This is a genomic window from Rothia aeria (assembly GCF_016726365.1).
Lineage (GTDB): Bacteria > Actinomycetota > Actinomycetes > Actinomycetales > Micrococcaceae > Rothia > Rothia aeria.
Genome location: NZ_CP068102.1, coordinates 620236 through 640730 on the forward strand (window position 1 = coordinate 620236; position 20495 = coordinate 640730).

The 20495-nt window shown below is 53.5% G+C and carries 14 protein-coding genes; 4 read left to right on the forward strand and 10 right to left on the reverse strand.

Annotated elements, in window-relative coordinates; genetic code table 11:
* Positions 1-203 precede the first annotated feature (203 nt).
* From I6I94_RS02580 to I6I94_RS02595, 4 genes are all read right to left on the reverse strand, one after another.
* Positions 204-791: a MerR family transcriptional regulator gene (locus I6I94_RS02580; RefSeq protein WP_236588956.1), complete on the reverse strand. Its 588-nt coding sequence runs from the start codon at positions 789-791 to the stop codon at positions 204-206.
* 439 nt (positions 792-1230) lie between these two features.
* Complete coding sequence (gene ftsR, locus I6I94_RS02585; RefSeq protein ID WP_006887865.1) at positions 1231-2001, reverse strand: transcriptional regulator FtsR; 771 nt, start codon at positions 1999-2001, stop codon at positions 1231-1233.
* Between the two features lie 506 nt (positions 2002-2507).
* Positions 2508-2894, reverse strand: coding sequence for a glycine cleavage system protein GcvH (gcvH, locus tag I6I94_RS02590; protein WP_006887859.1), 387 nt, complete (start codon positions 2892-2894; stop codon positions 2508-2510).
* Between the two features lie 214 nt (positions 2895-3108).
* Complete coding sequence (locus tag I6I94_RS02595; protein WP_037236401.1) at positions 3109-6600, reverse strand: bifunctional proline dehydrogenase/L-glutamate gamma-semialdehyde dehydrogenase; 3492 nt, start codon at positions 6598-6600, stop codon at positions 3109-3111.
* A gap of 337 nt (positions 6601-6937) precedes the next feature.
* Here I6I94_RS02595 and I6I94_RS02600 point away from each other — a divergent pair, with 337 nt between their 5' ends.
* Positions 6938-7837, forward strand: coding sequence for a LysR family transcriptional regulator (locus tag I6I94_RS02600; RefSeq protein ID WP_037236404.1), 900 nt, complete (start codon positions 6938-6940; stop codon positions 7835-7837).
* A gap of 32 nt (positions 7838-7869) precedes the next feature.
* On the opposite strand, the gene I6I94_RS02605 is transcribed toward I6I94_RS02600, so the two are convergent.
* Entirely contained in the window at positions 7870-8817 is a 948-nt protein-coding gene (locus tag I6I94_RS02605) for a sugar-binding transcriptional regulator (RefSeq protein WP_006887875.1), read from the reverse strand.
* Positions 8818-9018: 201 nt separating this feature from the next.
* On the opposite strand from I6I94_RS02605, the gene I6I94_RS02610 reads away from it, so the two are divergent.
* The 3 genes from I6I94_RS02610 (at position 9019) to glpK (ending at position 13366) form a co-directional block, all read left to right on the forward strand.
* A complete protein-coding gene (locus tag I6I94_RS02610) occupies positions 9019-10785 on the forward strand; it encodes a glycerol-3-phosphate dehydrogenase/oxidase (protein ID WP_201620843.1) in 1767 nt (588 codons plus the stop codon).
* A gap of 67 nt (positions 10786-10852) precedes the next feature.
* On the forward strand, positions 10853-11656 hold the full coding sequence (locus I6I94_RS02615; RefSeq protein WP_280926889.1) for an MIP/aquaporin family protein: 804 nt from the start codon (positions 10853-10855) through the stop codon (positions 11654-11656).
* A 153-nt stretch (positions 11657-11809) separates the two neighbouring features.
* The gene (gene glpK / locus I6I94_RS02620) at positions 11810-13366 is read left to right on the forward strand and encodes a glycerol kinase GlpK (protein WP_128087624.1); all 1557 of its coding nucleotides are present in this window, start codon (positions 11810-11812) and stop codon (positions 13364-13366) included.
* A gap of 79 nt (positions 13367-13445) precedes the next feature.
* On the opposite strand, the gene I6I94_RS02625 is transcribed toward glpK, so the two are convergent.
* The 5 genes from I6I94_RS02625 to I6I94_RS02645 form a co-directional block, all read right to left on the reverse strand.
* On the reverse strand, positions 13446-14222 hold the full coding sequence (locus I6I94_RS02625) for a nucleotide exchange factor GrpE (RefSeq protein WP_128087623.1): 777 nt from the start codon (positions 14220-14222) through the stop codon (positions 13446-13448).
* A gap of 95 nt (positions 14223-14317) precedes the next feature.
* A complete protein-coding gene (locus I6I94_RS02630) occupies positions 14318-15808 on the reverse strand; it encodes a DnaJ domain-containing protein (RefSeq protein ID WP_201620844.1) in 1491 nt (496 codons plus the stop codon).
* 170 nt (positions 15809-15978) lie between these two features.
* Entirely contained in the window at positions 15979-17532 is a 1554-nt protein-coding gene (locus I6I94_RS02635; protein WP_037236421.1) for an Hsp70 family protein, read from the reverse strand.
* 172 nt (positions 17533-17704) lie between these two features.
* Complete coding sequence (locus tag I6I94_RS02640) at positions 17705-19264, reverse strand: Hsp70 family protein (RefSeq protein WP_201620845.1); 1560 nt, start codon at positions 19262-19264, stop codon at positions 17705-17707.
* A gap of 246 nt (positions 19265-19510) precedes the next feature.
* Positions 19511-20446, reverse strand: coding sequence for a tetratricopeptide repeat protein (locus I6I94_RS02645; RefSeq protein WP_128087621.1), 936 nt, complete (start codon positions 20444-20446; stop codon positions 19511-19513).
* Positions 20447-20495 lie beyond the last annotated feature (49 nt).

Here is a 20495-nt window from a genome sequence, read left to right on the forward strand (position 1 = left end):
CCAATGAATGAGTGCTTACAACTTATTCTAGCGAAATAACTGCACCCTCACCGAATGGTGAGGCTTTTTGCAGGGTACGCTTGAAACCCACGATTCAAAAATACTATGGGTACCTGCTAGTGCGTAGGCTTCTTTCTCAGGGACTGCCTCCCTGCCGCCTCTTGTATCGTGGGTTAGGGCAGCCTGCAAGGCAGGGCCGGGACTTAGTTCCCGACCTTGCGGGCACGTCTAGCCGCCAACTGGTCTACGTGCTCATGCGCCCCGCCGAGGGTGTCTTCTCCCGGCTCGCCGTTAAGGTTCTGCTCAATCTCACGCCAGACACGGCCAATGGCGATACCGAACACACCCTGCCCCGCCTGTACCAGGTCAATCACTTCGCTCGGGGATGTGCACTCATATACTGTTGTGCCATCACTCATAAGGGTCACTCCCGCCAGGTCTTCCACGCCTCGGGTGCGTAAGTGCTCTATGGAGGTACGGATCTGCTGGAGGGAAACACCAGTATCAAGCAGGTGCTTTACGATCTTAAGCACCAGCACGTCCCTAAAACTATAGAGACGTTGGGTACCAGACCCGGAGGCTGAACGAACTGTGGGGACCACTAGCTCGGTACGCGCCCAATAATCCAGCTGGCGGTAGCTTATACCCGCCGCTTTGCGGGCTACCGACCCACGATACCCCAGGTTCTCATCTACCAGGGACAGAGGGTCTGCGAAAAGCACCCCCTGTTCTCCGCGCGGAGGTGGCGTTGTGGGAAAAAGAGAGCCGAACCCTTCAAGCGGCTGATCCATCGGGTGCGAAAGGGTAGAGTCTGCTGCATCCGCAGCGGATGCGGTGCCTTTCGCGTTCTGCCCACGGCTGGATTGCTGCGCCACTGAGGTTACTTCCTATTCTTTGTGTTCTCTTACGTTCTCCCCACGGTGAGGGTACGAGGTGGGGCCGTCCGGTTAGGACATGCACCATGAGAATCCTACTTAGCTATCGTACCGGCTGAAGGATACGTTTGCACGGGACAACGCACCTAAATAAGAACGTATTTCAGCAAAAAATTTTATGACTTAAATGAGGATGCGCGCCTCGCCCAGTGGGCGAGGCGCGCATCCTCATGCTGAGTGAGTGAATCCACTATAAACCCATCGGCGGGGTTATTGATTGTGTCTCGGATTCTGGGGAAAACGCCCCGTCCCGGTCCCGGTGCCGGAATAACAGAGTGTTTTCGATAATGCCGAATTATTCGTAACTGGGCATTGCCGATTCGACCAGAGTTGCATGCAGCTGCAGGCACAGCTTGCGGATCTTATCCGCACGCTCCTGAGCCTGAGACTGCGATGAAGGATCGCGGCGGGAAGCCAGTGGAGCTACCGCGATTTCTACCAGAGAAATCTCGCGTTCTGCAGCAGACTTGAAGGAACGCAGGTGACGGGGCTGAATACCGTGCTGAGTCAGTTCAGCACTGGTGCGGGCGGTCAGCACATCATACTCGGTGTATTCGCCGTCCTTAGCCTCGATCAGGCCGTATTCAACCAGGTCATCAATAAGTTCTGTTGAGGCCCCTGAGTACTCTGCCAGCTCGCGCAGGGTGTACTTGCGGCTTGCGTTGTCGGAGGATCCGAGTACTTGGTCCAGCACCTCGTCAGAGACCGGCGCAGGGATTGCGTTAATAGCGCGTCCGGCTTCAAGGTCGTCAAGGTGCTGGCGGATGACCTTCAACGGCATATAGTAGTCACGCTGCATGGTGAGGATGTACCGCAGGCGTTCAATATCGGTCTGGGAGTACTTGCGGTACCCAGTGTCAGTACGCTTGGGGTACACCAGTCCGCGTTCTTCGAGGAAGCGAATCTTCGAAGCGCTAATGCCGGGGAAGTCCAGGTCTAGCTGACTAAGAACCTGACCGATGGTACGGCTTTTAATGTCGCGGGGGTCGCGGCTGTTTTCGCCACGCCCGACGCTTTCTACGAGAGCCTCGGCCCTTGCGAGGTTTTCATCAATGAGTGAGCTCATGAGAACAACTTTCGGGTTTATAGATTTTCGCTAAATACACGCTGGGGTACGCTCAAGGTACCCCAGCGCCTGACACGTACATGACCGGGAGGCTTGCACGGTAGCCAGCTATTTAGCGCCTGTGTTTGAGTGTGAGAGCAGGCCCTCGTGAATTATCACGAAATGATAAACACTTAACCTGCTGTTCAATCTTATAGCTTTAAGCGAGAGAATGCCATTTCTCCCGAAGATTCTGGGTAAATTTTATGATTTTTTACAGAGAAAGTACTTTATTAAGCGCTGGGAGAAAGAATACCAATTAGCCCCCTCAGCGCCCGAATATGAAGCCGGGGTTGAAGCCAATACGCCGTTTTACCCGTGAAATAACGCCGAACTAAGGGGAACCTACCCTGTTCGAAAAATGGAGGTGCTGGCAAGTTCGAAACTCACCAACACCTCTACACATTCGCTGCGACCGAGATTAAGCTCTCATTTTTGAATCGAGGGCTTAAAACATCGTACTCACCCTAGTCCAACTCTGCTTTGTATGCCTCAGCAGAGAGCAAACCAGAGAGATCATCAGCATTTGCAGGGCGCAGCTCAACGAGCCAGCCCTCCCCGTAAGGGTCGCTGTTAACCAAGGACGAATCGTCGTTCACAGCCTCGTTAACGGCCACAACCTCGCCAGCAACCGGGGCAAGCACATCCGAAACGGACTTAGTGGATTCAATCTCGCCGAAAGAATCGTTAGCTTCGACAGTATCGCCTTCCGAGGGAAGATCAACATACACAACGTCGCCCAGAGCATCCTGTGCGTGGTCGGTAATGCCAATACGAACGGTGCCCTCATCGGTGAGAGCCGAAACCCACTCGTGGTCGGAGGTGTACAAAAGTTCTGCGGGAACATTGCTCATAACGGTGGTTTCCTTTCACTGTGTTCCTTGCAGGCCGCGTGAGCCACGCGAGCCACGTTCGCGCCGTGGGGAACGCGCACGGTATACCTTAGATTATCGCATATAACGTAACCGAGAGCACGTTGATTACCAGTATGACGAGGCTGTTTTAAAGGCGGATGCGCCCCACCTCCACGAAGGAGACAAGGCGCATCCTATGAGTTACTTACAGCTTCTAGCGAGAAGCAATGACCTTCTCAGAGAAGGGGTTCGGGTTACCGAAACGGTGTGCGGTAATCGAGACGGCCTGCTCACGCAGGAACGGCAGCATCTCGATACGCCCGGCTTCGGTCACCGGCTGGAAGTACACAGCCACGTCCGGGCGGCCACCCAGAGCGGTGTACACGGACTTTACATCGCTACCAATGTAGCGGATACGAGTACCTTCCAGAGGGGTGCCAGCCAGGGCACGAACCGGGGTCTTAGCGTTGGACTTGAGCCAGTTACGCCATGCCTCATCAGACTCGATCGAGTACTTCACGCCCTTGTTCTCCAGCACACCGCGGACGGCGACCGGCAGATCCCGTGCAGTTGACAGAGCGATCGGGGCACCGGCTGCCAAACCAGCCAGTACAACACGTACGACCTCTGCCGCAGGTGCCGACTCATCGGCACGCACCAGCACCTGGGTGGGTAGATAGCGCAGAATATTACGCTCAACACCCAGCTTCGAGGGATCGTGGCCGTAACCAAACTCAGTCTCCCAAGCGTGAGCGTCGGAGGATGCCGAGCGCTTAATGAACTCGAAGTCCTTTGCGCCGCACAGGCTAGCGCCCTCAGCGGTGGCCAGTACCTCGCGTACCGCCACAGACTGCGGAACGGTAGTAGCGGTTGCGTGATCCGGCTCCCAGTCGGTAAGTGCGACCAGGTAGTTGGGGCCACCAGCTTTGGTACCGGAACCGACGGTAGACTTCTTCCAGCCACCGAAGGGCTGGCGGCGAACAATTGCACCGGTGATACCACGGTTCACGTACACGTTACCCGCCTGCACCTTGGAGAGCCACAGCTCAAGGTCATCAGCATCAAGCGAGTGCAGACCAGCAGTCAGGCCGTAGTCGGGAGCATTCTGCAGCTCAATAGCCTCTTCAAGGGTGTCAGCAGTCATAATACCCAGAATCGGACCGAAGTACTCAGTCATATGGTACTCAGAGCCAGGCTTGACGCCTTCACGAACGCCGGGGCTCCACAGGCGGCCGGTCTCGTCCAGTTCCTTAGGCTGAATCAGCCAACGCTCACCCGGACCAAGGGTGGTCAGACCGCGGAGTAGCTTCTCCTCAGGCTTCTGCGCCACCGGGCCCATCTGAGACTCAATGTCCTGCGGGTGCGCCACGTGCAGGGAGTTCACGGAGTCAAGCAGCTGACGACGGAACCGCTCAGACTGAGCCACGGAACCAACCAGGATAACAGTTGAACCGGCAGAGCACTTCTGACCCGCGTGACCGAACGCCGAGTATACGACGTCCTTCACAGCCAAGTCGATGTCAGCGTTCGGGGTAACAATAATGGAGTTCTTACCTGAGGTTTCACCGAACAGCGGCAGGTCATCGCGCCAGGAGCGGAACAGCTCAGCGGTCTCGTAGCCGCCGGTAAGAATCAGACGATCCACCTCGGGGTGGGAAATGAGTACCTTACCTGCCTCACGGTCAACAACCTTGACAAGCTTCAGAACTTCCTTCGGCACGCCAGCGTCCCACATAATATCTGCAATCAGAGCACCGGTGCGGGCGGTAATGGTTGCGGGCTTGAAGATAACAGCAGAACCTGCGGCTAAACCGGCAAGCACACCACCGGCGGGAATAGCAGTCGGGAAGTTCCACGGCGGAACGACCAGGGTCAGGTCTACAGACTTAGCCCGAGCACCGTCCATCTTATCGAGGTCCTCAGCCAGCATTGCATAGTAGTACGCAAAGTCGATAGCCTCAGATACCTCGGTATCACCCTGCTCAAGAGTCTTGCCAGCTTCGGCAGCCATAACCTCCAGCAGGTCTGCACGGTGCAGAGCAATACCCTTACCCACGTGGCGCAGAATCTTAGCCCGCTCAGCACCGGAGAGACGACCCCAAGCCTTGCCAGCCTGCTCGGTTTCCTCAATAAGTGCCTCCGCCTCAGCAACAGAGGTCAGCTCATTCTCCTTGAGGATATCAATACCCAACTGGGTGCTCTTGGAACGCTCAAGGATCGCACGACCCCATGCACGGTTACCTGCCAGTGAGGGGTCGGTATCGGGGGTGTTCTCGAAGCGACCCGCAGGGACGAAGACGTTCTCAGCGTTCTCGTGGGAACGGTCCTGGGTACGCTTAGCGGAGGGAATCTCGTCAGTGACGGAGTTCAGTGAGCGCAGGAAGCGTTCTTCCTCACGCTTGAAGATAGCCTCGTCAGTTGCCAGGTCAAAGATGCCCGACATGAAGTTCTCGCTTGATGCGTTTTCTTCCAGACGACGGATCAGGTAGGCGATAGCAACATCGAATTCCTTGGGGTTTACCACGGGGGTGTACAGGAGCAGGTGGCCCACACGCTTCTGAATAACCTTTGCTTGCTGCTCGGCCATACCGATCAGCATCTCAAATTCGACACGGTCGGCAACGCCGCGGTCCTCAGCCAGCAGCAGTGCAAACGCCACATCGAAGAGGTTATGGCCAGCAACACCCAAGCGGATGTTCTTGGCATGTTCGGGGCGCAGGGCGTAATCAAGGATACGCTTGTAGTTAGTATCCGCTGCCTGCTTGGTGTCCCAGGTGGTGACGGGCCAACCGTGCATCACACCTTCAACAATCTCCATGGAGAGGTTGGCGCCCTTAACGAGGCGAACCTTAATACCTGCGCCACCGTTCTCAACGCGGCGTGCAGCCCACTCCTGCAAGCGGATCATAGCGGCAAGAGTATCAGGCAGGTACGCCTGCAGCACGATACCCGCTTCGAGGTTCTTCAGCTGCGGCTGATCCAGGATCTTGGTGAACACGTCAATGGTCATGTCCAGATCCTTGTACTCCTCCATGTCCAGGTTAATGAACTTGGTGGGGCTGGTGGAGGCAGCCAGTTCGTACAGCGGGGTCAGGCGGCGGACTGATTCATTAACAACTTCGTCAAACGCCCAGTGCTGGTGCGGGCCGGAGACAGCCGATACCTTAATGGAGACATAATCAACGTCGTCACGTGCCAACAGTCGCTTGGTCTCGGAAAGGCGGTGCTCTGCTTCGTTATCACCCAGCACAGCCTCACCCAGAAGGTTCACGTTTAGACGGTTGCCAGTCTTAGTGAGCTCTGCAATTGCGCCACCTAGCTTCTCGTCGGAGGCATCAACGATCAGGTGCCCAACCATCTCGCGGAGCACTCGGCGTGCTACGGGAACGGTCGGCCAGGCGAGCTTACCCGCCATCTTACCGCCGATACCAACAGCGGACTTCATATACCACGGCAGGAAGGAAGGAACAAGAGATGCAATATGGGAGAGGTTACGACCCGAGACATTATCGTCTTCGGGGCGGATCACGCCGTCGACAAAACCGACAGTAAAAGGCAGGCCATTCGGATCCTTGAGCACGCCAGCGAGTTGCTCAGCGGCAAAGGTTGATTTCTCGTTCTGCGCCTCAGTGACCCACTGACGGACGAGCTTACGAGCCTCGTTCGCCATGTTCTGGTAGTGCTCAGATGCGAAAGGATGCGTCATCCTTGACTCCTAACTAACTACGGTGCGCGCGATGCGCACGAAGCTTAATGATGTCTCTATTTCACCACAAAAGGGTGGGAAATACCTCATTAGAAAAAATAAATGTTTGTGCCATATATTGTTTAAAATTTCTAAATAATTGCTGTGGCATCGTTTTCTCCCGAAAATCCGCCACATTTCAGGAGTGCAGGAGGTTTCAGCCGCTTACTTTACTCCCCCAAATACCCCAAAATAGTGGGGTTCATCACCCTAGAGTAGATGTGAGGCTAATCTCTATATACTAATCTTGAAATCCTAGAGACGTCGCAGCCCCATCTCACCCAGCAGAAGGACAGCCATGTACGACATCCGCCGCATGCAGATGCTCCTTGAAATCCACGAGCGAGGCACCATCATCTCTGCCGCGCATGCACTTAATCTCACCCCATCAGCTGTCTCCCAGCAGATCACTAACCTCGAAAAAGAAGCAGGAACCGCCCTGCTCCAACGCGTAGGCAGGCGTGTGCAGCTTACCAGCGCCGGGCTAGTAGTCATCGAAACAGCCCGACGTATTCTGCGGGAAGTAGACCGCATGCAAACCAGCGTAGCTACCCTCGCCGGAGAGCCAGCCGGAACTGTACGTCTAGCAATTTTCCAGTCCGCATCATTCGCCTTATTGCCACGCACCCTCGCCTACCTTCACGACCACGCCCCGCGTCTAGTGCTGCAGGTTCTTCAGATCGATCCGGAAACCGGCATCTCAATGACCAGAAGCCGCGAATACGACATGGTAATCGCCGAATCCTACCCACACCATTACATCCCTGAATACCCCGAACTTCACTCCGAGCTGCTGGTTGAAGACCCTCTGAGCCTCATCGTTCCAGCGGACTCCCCCATCCGCTCCCTACACGAGGCACGACACATCCCGTGGGTTCTTGAAAGGGAAGAAAATACCTCCCGCCGGTGGGCCGTCAACCAATGCCGAGCCGCCGGGTTCGAACCCGAGATCCGATACAGCGCCAACGACATGATCACTAATGTGAACTTGGTACGTGCTGGTTTTGCCGCCAGTATTGTGCCCGGCTTTATTCTCGCTTCACTCTCCAACTCTGAAGGGTTACGGGTAGTGGATCTGCCGGGAGCCCCCTACCGCAGTATTTTTACCGCGGTACGCGCCGATGCGGTCACAACCCCCGCCCTTGCCATGGTACGTGAAGCCATGCGGTATGCGGTGAGTGAAGCGTTCGACTCTTAACAGCTGCCCTCCACACCGAAAAGCCCTCGCTCTTACTTCTCAATAAGGGCCCGCCCCAACTGCTCATCCAGCACCAGGTCAGTGATGGCCCCCGTGCGCAATGCTGCCCGCAGCACAGCTGCCCGATGCACCCCAGAGGCCACACACAACCTACGCGGAATATGAGTTAGCTCTGTCGGGGTGGGGCCAGAGGCCCGGCGGTTCATCTCCAGGTCCTTCCACGAGCCGTCTTCTCGCAACAGGATAGTACATATATCCCCCACCACCCCCTGCTCACGCAGTGTACGCTGCGCGGCAGCATCGAAATACCCGCCAGAGTACACATGCGATGGGATTGCCCCACCGAAAGCACCAATACCAAAGAGCGCCACGTCAACCTTGCGTTGGGCCCGCAGAGTTGCCTGCACGCTCCTTTCCCGCCACATAGCGTCTTTCGTGTCGGCATAGTCAAAAAACGCAGGAACGGGGAAATGCACTATATATGCGTCATAGGCTGTAACAAGTCGTCCCAGCAGGGTGTCCAGGTACGGTATTCCGGTGTGGTGGGCGTTTCCCGCTCCGTTGAGCTGCACTATTTTTACCCCATTGAGGGGGCGGCGCGGCAGATGCCGAGACACCTCAGTGACGGTCGCACCCCATGCCACCCCAACACTTGTTCCGTCGTCAATCAAAGAGTCCAGAAGCTGGGCGGCAGTACGGGCCACCTGTCCCATCACCGCGATAGGTGTAGCATCCGCCCGAGTGTTTACTAGGCTTACACGGGTCTTATATCGTTCGCTAATGCGCCGCTCAAGTTCGCTGCGAACCCGGAAAGAATCATCCAGACGAATCTGCACCATGCCAGTTTCACGAGCGCTTTTGAGAAGTCGTGAGACGGTAGCGCGGGAAACCCCAAGCCGATTAGCGATACCGTCCATAGTCATATCTTGTACGTAATACAGTTGTGCGGCCTCATAGGCTTGATTGATTCGTCCGTTCACATGCACCCTCCCCCGCATGAAAATCCGTTCATAATACTTGGTAAATATTTCACCACCAGGTTTTACTGAGTGCAACCTCAAAACGGTGTAAGCACACAGTTTGCTGGCTTTGGCGCCGGTTCCCACCCGGCACAGGTGGGCCTATTCCCTCCCCAACCACAGACGACAAAGACGCCCCTGAAGAAAAGGATTAGAACACAAATGGGCTCTCAGCAGTTCAATAAACTTTCTCACCTCACCGCTTCCTCTCGTGCACGCGCACTGGCTGATATGGCGGAAGGACCCGAACTCGACGTTCTTGTCATTGGCGGCGGTATTACCGGTGCCGGTATCGCCCTCGACGCGGCGACTCGCGGCCTGCGTACAGGGATTGTGGAAGCGGGAGACTGGGCAGCAGGTACCAGCGCCTGGTCCTCAAAACTTATTCACGGCGGCCTACGCTACCTCTACAACCTAGATTTCAAACTCGTAGCTGAGGCCCTCAAGGAACGCGGTCTGCTGCTCGAGAAAATTGCCCCTCACCTCGTGCACGCGCAGCCCTTTTTGTGGCCATTGAAGACTCCCGTTATTGAGCGCTCCTATTCCGCTATCGGCATTGGCATGTACGATGCCCTCGCGTACATCGGTTCGCGCGGCAAAAAGGGAGTTCCTTCGCAGCGTCACTTCACGAAGAAGGGCACTAAAACGGTTTTCCCCGATATCAAAGATTCTGCATTTACCGGCGCTATTCAGTTCTATGATGCACGCGTAGATGATGCCCGCCTAGTTGTTGATGTTGTTCGCACCGCCAGCGGTTATGGTGCCCTGGCTGCTTCACGTACCCAGGTAGTAGGTATCGATAAAGACACCTCCGGCAAGGTGGTGGGTGCGCGGCTGGCCGATCTGGAAAGCGGGCAGGAGCTCACGGTCAAAGCGAAACACATTATTAATGCCACCGGAGTCTGGACCGAAGAGTCTGAATCTCTGGCGAACCCGGATGCCGGCCTTGAGGTACTCGCGTCTAAGGGTATTCACATTGTCGTGCCGCGTGATCGTATTCAGGCTACTAGCGGTATTTTCACAAAGACCGAAAAATCGGTACTTTTCATTATCCCGTGGCAGCGTTACTGGATTATTGGTACGACCGATACCCCGTATACCGAGGATCGCGAGCGCCCTGTGGCAACTCGGCAGGATATTGATTACGTGCTGGAGCAGGCGAACAAGCTGATTGCTGACCCGTTGACCCATGATGACATCATCGGCACCTATTCGGGGCTGCGTCCTCTCTTGCAGCCGAAGGTTAAGGGTGATGGTGCCCAGTCCACTAAGGTGTCTCGTGAGCATACTGTTACGGAGGTTGCCCCCGGTATGAGCGCTATTGCTGGCGGCAAGCTGACTACCTACCGTGTAATGGCGGCGGATGCGGTTGATTTTGCACTCGGTGATCGTGCACAGGAACGTCCATCGGTGACGGAGACGATCGCACTGGTGGGTGCTGATGGGTATCGCGCTATTGAGGCCGGCCGTGGCCGTTACGCACAACGCTATGGTTGGGATGAAGACCGTATTACCCATCTGCTGGAACGCTACGGCGCGCAGATTGAGGATCTTGGTGCGCTTATTGATGCTGATCCGGACCTTGGTGCGCCTCTTAAACACGCACCGCAGTTCCTACGCGCCGACGTTGTATTCGCTGTTCGCTACGAAGGTGCCCTGCACCTGGAAGATGTACTGGTTCGCCGCGTGCGTCTTGACCTTGAACAGCGTGATCGCGGGTTGGCTGCGGCCCCCGAGATCCTTGAGATTATGCGATCCGAACTCGGTTGGTCGCCGGAACAAGCCCAAAAAGAATTCGATCTCTACGCGGCCCGTGTAGCGGCTATTCGTCAGGCAGAGACAGCCTCGACCGACGCCGAAGCATCCGCTAAGATTGAGGCCGTTGAGCCTGTGGCCCCCCGCCGCACGCTCAATGTGCACCACAGCTAACTGCCGCAGGTTTTTAGCTGCCCGTATAGTTATGTGAAGTTCACAATGCAGTGCTGAAAGGACGATTATGTCAATTCCTCTAGCTGCCGCCGTCGGCACGCTTCTCGCAGATGGCGGTAGCGCCCTTGCGGATACCGCCGGTAAGGCCAACACGTTAGGCCTGTTTGTCTCTGAATTTTTCGGGACATTCATCCTGATTCTGCTCGGTGCTGGTGTGTGCGCCGCAGTCAACCTGCCCAAGTCATACGCTAAGAACGCTGGCTGGGTTGTTATTACCTTCGGCTGGGGTCTTGCGGTGTTCACCGCCGTGTACCTGTCTTTCCCTTCGGGCGCCCATCTCAACCCTGCTGTGACTCTCGGGCTGGCCTCAGCCGGGCGTGACCTTGCCGAGAATGTACCCGCTTCGGCTGCTAATATTGCGATCTATATTGCCGGGCAGATGCTCGGCGGGTTCTGCGGTGCTGTGGCGGCTTTCCTCGCGTACAAAAAACACTTTGATGAGGAGAAAGGCGACCGCCTAGGTATCTTCGCGACCGGCCCCGCTATTAAGTCGTACGGCTGGAACCTGGTGACGGAGATCCTCGGTACGTTCGTGCTGGTAGGGTGGATTATTGCTTCGGGCAAGACCCCTGCACAGATTGGCCCGCTGGGTGTGGCCCTAGTGGTGGTTGTGATTGGTATGAGCCTTGGTGGTGCAACCGGGTATGCCATTAACCCGGCACGTGACTTGGCCCCGCGTTTCGCTCACTTTGTGCTTCCGATCCGCGGCAAGGGCGGCTCTAACTGGTCGTACTCCTGGGTGCCGGTGCTTGGCCCCACCATCGGTGGTGTGCTCGCTGGCCTGATTGTTCCGGCGCTGTTGGCGCTCTAATTGGTGAGGTGTGATACGCCGCCCGGCACCGTTATGTAAGAGACGGGCGGCGTATCCTCTGCCGTTTCTACTCCTAAAAGTTTTATTCCGTGTCAGATAACAGGTTTGGCGTGTTTCAGGCCGCCTGTCTCCCACAACAGTGAGGAAATCACTATGACTAACCCCCTACACAGCGCCACCCTGAATGTTGAGCGCAAGTACATTATGTCTATCGACCAGGGCACCACCAGCTCCCGGGCTATCCTTTTCGATAAGGCGGGCAAGATCGTTTCTGTGGGTCAGCTTGAGCACGAGCAGATTTTCCCCAAGGCAGGTTGGGTTGAGCACAACCCCGTTGAGATTTGGGATAACGTGCGTAAAGCCGTTGCAATGGCGATGGCAAACGGTGAGGTAAACCATCACGAGATTGCCGCAGTGGGCATCACCAATCAGCGTGAGACCACGGTGGTGTGGGATAAGAACACTGGTGAGCCGGTTTATAACGCAATTGTCTGGCAGGACACCCGCACCCAAGAAGTTGTTGATGAGCTCGCTGGCGATGACGGTGTGGGCAAGTACCACGATGTTGTGGGCCTGAATCTTTCAACCTACTTCTCAGGACCCAAGATTAAGTGGATTCTCGATAATGTTCCCGGCGCTCGTGAGCGTGCCGAACGCGGTGATCTGCTTTTTGGCAACACCGACAGCTGGGTGGTGTGGAACCTGACCGGCGGTGTTGATGGCGGCGTGCACGTGACTGACGTGACGAACGCATCCCGCACTCTGCTCATGAACATTCGTACTCTTGAGTGGGATCCGCAGATCGCTGCCGATATGGGTATTCCCATGAGCATGCTCCCCGAGATTAAGTCCTCTTCTGAGATCTACGGTTATGGGCGCCCGACCGGCCTGATGCGCGGCACACCCATTGCCGGTATCCTGGGCGATCAGCAGGCGGCAACCTTCGGGCAGGCTTGCTTTGAGAAGGGCATGGCGAAGAACACCTACGGTACCGGTAACTTCATGCTGATGAACACCGGGAATGAGCCCGTGTTCTCAGATAACGGTCTTCTGACGACTGTGGCGTACAAGATTGGTGACACCGACCCCGTTTATGCCCTAGAGGGCTCGGTTGCGATGAGTGGTTCGCTGATTCAGTGGCTCCGCGATAACCTGGGCATGCTCACCAACGCCTCTGAGTCTGAGGCGCTGGCGACCTCTGTTGAGGATTCGGGTGGCTGCTATGTGGTTCCTGCGTTCTCGGGCCTGTTTGCACCGCATTGGCGTTCCGATGCGCGCGGCGTGATCGTAGGTTTGACCCGCTACGTAAACAAGGCGCACATTGTGCGCGCGGCACTGGAGGCGACTGCTTTCCAGACCCGCGAGGTGTTGGACGCGATGAACGCCGATTCCGGTGTGAAGCTTTCCGAGCTGCGTGTGGATGGCGGTATGACCGCGAACGAGTTCCTGATGCAGTTCCAGGCGGATATTCTGGGGGTCCCGGTGATCCGTCCGAAGGTTATTGAGACTACTGCGTTGGGGGCCGCCTACGCAGCCGGTATTGCGGTCGGTTTCTGGGACGGCGAGAAAGACGTTGTCGAGAACTGGGCTGAGGATAAGCGGTGGCTGCCTGCCATGGAGCAGTCCGAGGTAGACCGCCAGTACCGCCTTTGGAAGAAGGCTGTGGCGCGCACCCTCGACTGGGTGGATGAGGACGTGCCCACCGCATAAACTTTAAATTTGCGGCCTACCGTATATCAGGGGTGTCTAGGCTAGGGCCTAGGCACCCCTGAGACAATATCAGGAAAAGTTATGACAGATGCGTTTCGTTAGGCTCTGCCTGGGGAACAGCTGTTGGGTTATGTGGCTGCAATGTTCCGGATGCTTCGATGGTGTTCTCTGAAGGTTCGGTATAAGTAGTCTCAGGTTGAACGCCGTTAGAAACTTGAGCAGCACGCGCCACAGTTACCAAAGCAGGGCGGAGCACTCGGTCAGCAAGCATAAAACCTTCCTTCACCTCAGATACGATACTCCCCGCTGGATGCGTCTCATCAGCAGGTACCACACCAGCAACTTCATGAATTGCGGGGTTGTAGAGGCCTTTTGCCTCAATGCGTTCCAGTCCACGCAGCGCGAGAATGTCAAGGATTTCTTCCCGCACTGATTCTGTAAGAGCTGCTGAGGGTTCTTGAGAGATCAATCGGTCCAAGGCGACGAGGATCTCCTTGAATATAGAGCGGTATGCTTCTCCCCTAGCTGTCTCATCACGCTCACGTAAACTCTGTTGGACCGAAACAATCAGCTGATTCTTCGCACGGTCCTCAGCAATCTTATGGGTAAAACGGTTACGTAACTCTTCTAGTTCTCCAAGCACACGTTCTTCAAATCCTGGAGTAACGAACGCTGAAACAGTCACACTCTGGCTATGGATGTTCTCTTGGGGGACAGGCTGAGCGGTTGCGGTAGAGCCATCCGCAGTGTGAGGATAATCGGTGTTTGCCGCTTTATCCTCAGTATTTTGTTCTCCCTCTCGAGCATGGAGGGCAGGCTGGGAGGTATACAAGGTTTCAGGTATATTGTCTGACATTATTTCCCTCAAATTATAACTATAAATACATTTCTACGGATACATACTAAAGGTCAATGGCGGGTATAGAGAGCTGCTAGCTCTCTATACGCAAATTACCTCGGCACAGCAACTCCTATACTTGATAGCCATCGTCGATTGTGACGCCACATTGGCTGATAGAAGCAGTAAAAGAATAACCACCACACAGGTACTGAGATACCCATTCCAATAAATGCGATGATTATATCAGCCAGAAATCCATAAATATCACTATAAAATTTTGATATCGAATCTACTAAAGCCATAAGTGTCATCAGCGGCATAAACACCATTGCCCCACCCAAAAATAAAAAATACAGGAACATCAGCCGAAAATTTCCAGTCCACCGCCGCTTGGTAGCAATCTTCATATGATCCGCCACTTGATGATATATGGGCCTTATATCTTCAGGCAGCATATGAGGCTTGGGTACCTTTGCAAAAGCCTTACGGGCGTTTCTTAACTGCTGCCGCGAAGCAACATACAATAATCCATCATATGGCACAGAATAGCTCTGCGCTTCTCTCATAAGAGATACAGCATATTGCTTCTTTATCTCTGAACTATTAGGGTGGACAGCTAAAGCCCGCTCACTTTCAGAAACAGCATGCTGTGGATCTCCACTGACGGTAAGGGCTTGAATATACTGGGCAATATACTTTTGATTATCAGGATACTCTTGAATAAGATGACGATAATTCGCGAGCGCCTGGGTATAGTTTCCGTTTTTAATGGCTATTAGTGCTTCTAGGGAAAGCAGATCATCACTGGGCGTTGACGAAAGCTGTTTTGCTTGCCGGATTGATGTAGCAGCCGCTGGAAATTCCCCACGGTCATACTGGGCCATTGCCAGAGCCTGCCACCCTATAGCACTGCGAGAGTTATATGAGGTAAGTTGCTGAGCGGCGTAGTGAAGAGCTTTATAATCACGATTTTGATCCTCTAAATAGCTGGTAACCTGTTTCTCCCAGCGCGCAGCTTCTTCCTTGGCACGTTTCTCCTGTGCAAGTTTGTGGAGGCGTTCCCGCTCTGCACGAGCTTGTCTCTCGCGCTCCAAACGCTCCTGACGTTCACGCTCCTCACGTGCAGCTCGTTCTTGGCGTGCCCGTTCTAAACGCTCTTCATAACGGTCTAGGAATTCGTCGTCACTAATGTCCTCCTCTATTATGGAGTCATCGTGCCGTTCTTCTTTACGTTTCTTGTATTCATCACGGAGTTTCCGTTCCCGACGCTGCCACTCTTTCTCAAGCCGCAATTCATATTCACGGCGAATTTCTTCTTCAGATAGGGAAGACTCTTCCCTCTCATCATTGTTTAGGATTTTCTTTGTGCGATAAATAGCAAGTTTCTGGTCGTAGTCAGCTCGGGCAGCAGGATCATAGAGAACCTTCTCTGCCTCAGCAAGCACGTCAATCATATGTTCTGCTTTGCGTGCTTGATCCTTATTAGGAGATCCCGTTAGGTTACGGTAACGAGAACGAGTTTTACGGATTGCTACCTTAATCTCAGATTCCGCTGCCGAATCATCAATTTCAAGGATGTCATAGTAGTCGTTAAAATCCATATCTCTCCTCCGCTACTTTAGTGTAGCAATCCGAAATAAAAACATATTTTCATTACAGCTACCTAAAATACAACCAAGATATTATAGAATGTGTGCCCGAGGTGCTCCCGCTAGCTAAAATCTGCTCCTGCAAGATAAACCTCGGGCACCTAATGTTTTGCAGATTCTATCTAGTTAATCTGCATACCGCCGATCTTCTGCTCCATTTCCCCGAGCTCACCTTCTCCCAGGTTTGCGACACGCTCGATCTTAATGGTCCCCAGTGATTTATTAGCAGTCAGGTCGTACACTTCAACAACAACAGTCTGATCGACATCATACTCATAGCTCACGCGCAACGGAGAACCTTTAGGGTAAACAGGGATTTCCAATTGACCCTCACCAACAATAGTGACATTTTGCGGATCCCGCTCATCCCCTTGGGTCACTTTTACGTGCACTGCGGTCTGCCGATCATAAGCAGTCTTTGTCTTCAGTTCGGTCTTTGCGGGTACTTTCGTGTTACGTTCAATCATGACCTGGTTGAACTCGGTCACCCCGTCAGCCTCTATGAGAATCACACCCAGTGCCTGCGACGTAACATCGCTAATATGCACAGGACCACCTAGGAAACTTTCAACAGTGGCTTTAGAGCCCACCTGTTCAGTGCTGACTTCAATATCCCCTTCCAGAGTAGCCTGAATGGCTGCACCAAGAGCTACTGCTTCATCCGGGTTAACATCCAGTTCAGGGCTCTTCCCTGACATCTGCTCAACAAGTTCACGCACCGCTGGCATACGGGTCGAACCACCAACGAGAAGAACCTTGTCAATGTCATCCCACGTGAGCTTAGAAGCCTCTAAGACATCAGCTACCAATTCCTGGGTGCGTACCATAAGCGACTGAGTAACCTCATTAAACTCTTCACGAGTCAAAGGCACCCGGTAGTGCTGGTCATTCGCTGAAAACTGTACATTCGTCTTAGGAACAGTGGATAGTGCTTTCTTGGCAAACTCTGCCTTTTCGCGTAGAGACGCCATGAGCGCAATATCTTCCAGAGCATCCGGTGCGCCCTGTTTTTTTAGTTCCTCATTCAGGTAGCTCATCAGGGCGTTATCAAAGTCAAATCCGCCTAGGTTACGATCACCATCAGTCGCGATCACTTCAAATTCGGTACCAGCAATTTTTAGAATCGTTACGTCAAACGTACCGCCGCCTAGATCGTACACCAGCACCGTACCATTGGCATCCGCATCTATACCATAGGAAAGCGCAGCCGCAGTAGGCTCATTCAGAACCCTCAAAACATTTAACCCGGCAATCTGACCAGCCTGTTTCGTAGCGGTTCGGCGGGCATCATCAAAATAAGCAGGAACTGTAATCACAGCATCAGTGACTTCTTCGCCAAGCGCAATTTCGGCATCCTCTTTCAGCCTCTTGAGGATAATAGCCGACACTTCTTCAGCGGAATACTGTGCCCCAGATGAGGAGTCAAACCGCCACGACGGATCCCCCATATACCGTTTTACGTGTTGCACAATATCGTCAGGGAAAGCCGCCGCTTGCCGTTTAGCCTGCTCCCCCACCAGTGGCTCATCTGGCCCTCCAAATGATTGGAATAGAACAACCGATGGGGTGATGGAATCACCCTCTTTATTCTTCAAGACTTCCGGTTTACCAGTGGGACGTACCACTGACACCGCAGAGTTCGTGGTGCCAAGGTCAATTCCAACTGCGATTCCCATACATGCTCCTTTTCCGCTAATTGCAGCGTCTCTATAAGCTGAACATAGGATCTACACAGACAGCAGAACCATAGTTCATGATAAACAGCTTATATCTAAGCGTAATAACTATTTTAGATCGAACTAAAAATATCTATAACACAATAGAAAGTATATTTTTGTATACATCAACCTACATAATCATCATACTTCCAATCTTATAATTCGCTTTTTCCACCTGCTCCTGGGTAAGGTTAGCAACACGATCAATCTGAAAAGTTCCTAAGGATATATTGGCAGTTAAATCAATAACTTCAACATTGATAATCTGATCCACATCGTACTTATAAATATATTCTAACGGTGCACCCTTGGGATATTTTATTGGCATGTCAAGAACACCTTTACCCACAATTGTCACAAATTCAGGATCTTCATCATCTCCCTGGGTGACTGTAACCAAAATACTTTCTTGGTAATCATAACGTGTGCAAACTTTTCGACTATGCTTTGCTGGAACTTCGGAATTACGGGGAATAATAATTATATTAATCTTCTCATCCGTATTATGCTCAAATACTATTGCCCCCAATGCCTGCGAGGTTACGTCTTTCACCCGTACCGGACCACCCAACAGCCCTTCAACTGCTGTACGCCCACCGATAAACCCAATGGTTTCTTCCTCAGGCTCAGACTCCAGAGCCGCCTGTATAGCAGCACCAAGAGCCACAGCTTCATCAGGGTTAACCCCTAACTCTGGGGTTTTACCCGTTACCTTTTCAAGCATCTGCCGCACAGCAGGCATACGGGTGGAACCGCCCACCAGAAGAACCTTGTCAATATGCGCCCAAGTAAGCTGTGCCTCTTGCAGGACGTCCTCCAAAATTTCTTCCGTACGACGCAATAACCCAGCAATCTGCGCATCAAATATTCCACGGTTCACAGGCACTCGGTAGCTCCTGCCGTGAATGGTTACATATGCATTCGTGGCCGGAACTGTAGAGAGAGATTTTTTCACATCTTCTGCCTGTTCACGCAGCTGCACCATTAATGAAACATCTTCAAAGCTGTCAGGAGCACCCTGTTTTTTCAACTCATCATTTAGGTAGTTCATCAGAGCATTGTCAAAATCAAACCCGCCCAAGTTACGATCGCCATCTGTAGCAACCACTTCAAACTCTGCCCCGGCAATACGCAAAATAGTGACGTCGAAAGTTCCGCCACCTAAATCGTAGACAAGCACATGCCCCCCAGAGTTATTTTCAACTCCATACGATAGCGCCGCAGCTGTTGGCTCGTTCAGCACCCGTAAAACATTCAACCCAGCGATCTGACCGGCGTGTTTTGTGGCGATGCGGCGTGAGTCGTCAAAATATGCTGGAACTGTAATGACGGCGTCAGTAACGCTTGCCCCAAGGGCTAGTTCAGCATCTTCTTTGAGCCGTTTGAGAACGATTGCGGACACTTCTTCAGGGCTATACTGAGCGCCAGATTCTGAATCGAACCTCCACGAAGCATCCCCCATATAACGTTTCACATGCTGCACAACGTCAGTAGGATTTATGCCCGCCTGCCTTTTAGCTTGTTCTCCCACCAACGGCTCATCGCCACCTCCAAAGTCTTGAAAGAGGACAACAGAGGGGGTAGTAACAGCCCCCTCACGGTTCTTAAGGATCTCTGGTCTTCCATCAGGCCGTACAACAGCTATCGCAGAGTTCGTCGTCCCCAGATCTATTCCTATAGCGATCCCCATGTATTCCCTCTCAGTGGTGGCTGGTCTTTTCAGGCATCATCCTATATTCAAATATACATAAGATGCTTATTGCAGGTCACTACTAGCCTCAGTATATATGGCGGGCTCTTGCTTTACTAAGATAGACATGCGGGAACATTATGCAGTACCAGAAAATTAGGCATTACAGCGCCCCTAGGAACAAGCGGCTTCTTCTGATGACATCCTACCCGTTATCCCATGCTATGAGTACATATTGTGAGGGCTTTAACGTGACAAAAGAACCCCCGCCTTACGGGCTTTTGAGCGGCTAATCTTATAGCCTTTAGGGAAGAAGAAAATAAACCCCAGCAGTAGCGGGATACCCAGCAGCACGAGTACTGCAAATACCGTTCCGAAGATCTCTGTAAAGGTCGGGGTTTCCAGGATACCTGCCACTGCCCCATGCAGCACACCATATTCGAAAGGAATGAGGAAGAGCAGGAACAGGCCGATAATGATCATCTGCCACCATTCGCGCCAAACGAAGTGCCTCTTGAGCGCATATTCTGCGGCGGTTTGAAGGTTCTCGTAGCGTTCCCGCAGGTGGGCTGAGGCAGTTCTGACGCTTTCAAGCGGCTCGGGTTTACGCAGTATTTCTAGGGCGTTTTTCGCAGCCTCGGCGGTAAGGTATGCGGGCTTCTGGTTAATATTAATAGCGTCTTTTTCTGCGGTTGCTACGGCGGCTTCAACTCCTGAGTCGTGTAGGGTCTGGTCGTATTGAAAGAAATCGCGACCTTTGCGGAGTTCTTTATCGGCTTCTTCGGTGTGGCCGCTGAGTCTGAGTGCTTCGGCGCGGGCTGTGACGTAACCAGGTTCAAGAGGATTAAGAGCAATGAGCTCAGCGTACCGGTCTGCGGCGACAGCATGTTGGTTGAGCTGCTGGGAGAGCTGTGCCTCCAGCAACAGCATCCCCTCAACAGGTTCTGCGGAGCGCTGGCGCGCCTGGGTGATATTAAAGTAGGCGGGCTCAAGCTCCCCTCTGTGCCGCTGGGCCTTGGCAAGACCGAACAGCCCGAGCGGATCGGCGGGGGCTAGTCGGTTCAGGTTCTGCGCAGCGATATACAGGTTAATGTCATCTTTGCGGCTAATGTAGTCCTGCACTGAGGAACGCCAGTGCTGTAGTTCGTCGTCGGGCTGTTGAGTATTCATATTCGTAGTCATAGGGCGTCCTTGCTGAAATTTACCGCGCACGGGCGCGGTGATGCCGCCC

Excerpts from the sequence above, each read along its gene's own strand:
- I6I94_RS02625 (WP_128087623.1), bottom strand. The coding sequence starts at position 14,222 with ATGTCAGACAATATACCTGAAACCTTGTATACCTCCCAGCCTGCCCTC.
- I6I94_RS02635 (WP_037236421.1), bottom strand. The coding sequence starts at position 17,532 with ATGGGAATCGCAGTTGGAATTGACCTTGGCACCACGAACTCTGCGGTG.
- I6I94_RS02600 (WP_037236404.1), top strand. The coding sequence starts at position 6,938 with ATGTACGACATCCGCCGCATGCAGATGCTCCTTGAAATCCACGAGCGA.
- glpK (WP_128087624.1), top strand. The coding sequence starts at position 11,810 with ATGACTAACCCCCTACACAGCGCCACCCTGAATGTTGAGCGCAAGTAC.
- I6I94_RS02630 (WP_201620844.1), bottom strand. The coding sequence starts at position 15,808 with ATGGATTTTAACGACTACTATGACATCCTTGAAATTGATGATTCGGCA.
- I6I94_RS02645 (WP_128087621.1), bottom strand. The coding sequence starts at position 20,446 with ATGACTACGAATATGAATACTCAACAGCCCGACGACGAACTACAGCAC.
- I6I94_RS02610 (WP_201620843.1), top strand. The coding sequence starts at position 9,019 with ATGGGCTCTCAGCAGTTCAATAAACTTTCTCACCTCACCGCTTCCTCT.
- I6I94_RS02615 (WP_280926889.1), top strand. The coding sequence starts at position 10,853 with ATGTCAATTCCTCTAGCTGCCGCCGTCGGCACGCTTCTCGCAGATGGC.
- ftsR (WP_006887865.1), bottom strand. The coding sequence starts at position 2,001 with ATGAGCTCACTCATTGATGAAAACCTCGCAAGGGCCGAGGCTCTCGTA.
- I6I94_RS02640 (WP_201620845.1), bottom strand. The coding sequence starts at position 19,264 with ATGGGGATCGCTATAGGAATAGATCTGGGGACGACGAACTCTGCGATA.
- gcvH (WP_006887859.1), bottom strand. The coding sequence starts at position 2,894 with ATGAGCAATGTTCCCGCAGAACTTTTGTACACCTCCGACCACGAGTGG.
- I6I94_RS02580 (WP_236588956.1), bottom strand. The coding sequence starts at position 791 with ATGGATCAGCCGCTTGAAGGGTTCGGCTCTCTTTTTCCCACAACGCCA.
- I6I94_RS02595 (WP_037236401.1), bottom strand. The coding sequence starts at position 6,600 with ATGACGCATCCTTTCGCATCTGAGCACTACCAGAACATGGCGAACGAG.